The following is a 1,074-nucleotide window of genomic DNA, read 5'->3' on the forward strand; positions in this document are numbered from 1 at the left end:
GGCAAAAGGTTTAGTGAAAAGCGAGCCAAAAAAATTGCTGTTGAAGTTTTAAATATTCTCATCTATCTGGAGCATTTAAATAGCTCTGAACTAGAGCAAGTTTATAAACATGCTAAAGATGGAATAGAAAGTCGTCAGTATCAGATTATATGGTTACTAGCGCAAGGAAAGAAAACAGAGGAGGTAGAGGAAATAACGGGCTATAGCAGAACATGGATTTACGCATTGGTAAAAAGGTATAACGAGTTGGGCATTTCTGGGCTATGCGATCGCCGAAATCAAAATCAAGGAGCTTCGCCACTAATTGAGGATGTTGAGCAAGCACATCTGTGGCAAGTTTTGCATGGAAATGCCCCAGATGGAGGATTATGGAATGGTCGGAAAGTGGCGGATTGGTTGAGTGAAGTTACAGGGACAAAGGTTAGCCGACAAAGAGGATGGGAGATATTACGGCAGATGACTTTTAGACTGCGAGTACCTCGCCCATGCCATACTGAAAGTGATTTTTCAGAGCAAGAAGCCTGGAAAAAAAACTAGCCACAGAGGTTGAGGAACTACAAACTAGGCATCCAGAGGCTGAAATTCAACTTTGGTGTGAAGACGAACACCGCTTGGGACTCAAGCCAGTTCTGCGACGAGTATATGTACCTGAGGGAGAAACGCCAATTGCCAATGTCAACTGGAGATTTAAATGGTTATGGTTGTATGCATTTGTACATCCCAAAAGTGGAGAAACTTATTGGTGGATTCTCCCATACGTCAATACCGAACTTTTTAGTCAGGTTTTAGCAGACTTTGCTCGTGAATTTGAATTAGGTGCTAAAAAACAGATTATTCTAGCCGTTGACCGAGCTGGGTGGCATATTAGCCATAATTTGGAAATTCCCGAAGGGTTACATTTAACATTTTTACCCTCTCACTCACCCGAATTACAACCTGCGGAGAGATTGTGGACAATCGTAGACGAACCGATTGCCAATCAATCGTTTGAAACCCTCAATGATTTATTGGCAATCGGTTCGTCTACGATTGTCCACAATCGTAGACGAACCGATTGCCAATCAATCGTTTGAA

1 pseudogene is annotated in these 1,074 nt (G+C 42.3%); it reads left to right on the top strand.

Annotated features, from left to right (window positions below):
* Window positions 1–54 precede the first annotated feature (54 nt).
* Window positions 55–1,073: pseudogene (locus tag RMZ95_RS34010) on the top strand (IS630 family transposase).
* The last annotated feature ends 1 nt before the right edge of the window (window position 1,074 follow it).

The sequence above is a fragment of the Nostoc sp. DedQUE07 genome (genome assembly GCF_034530975.2).
Lineage (GTDB): Bacteria > Cyanobacteriota > Cyanobacteriia > Cyanobacteriales > Nostocaceae > Nostoc.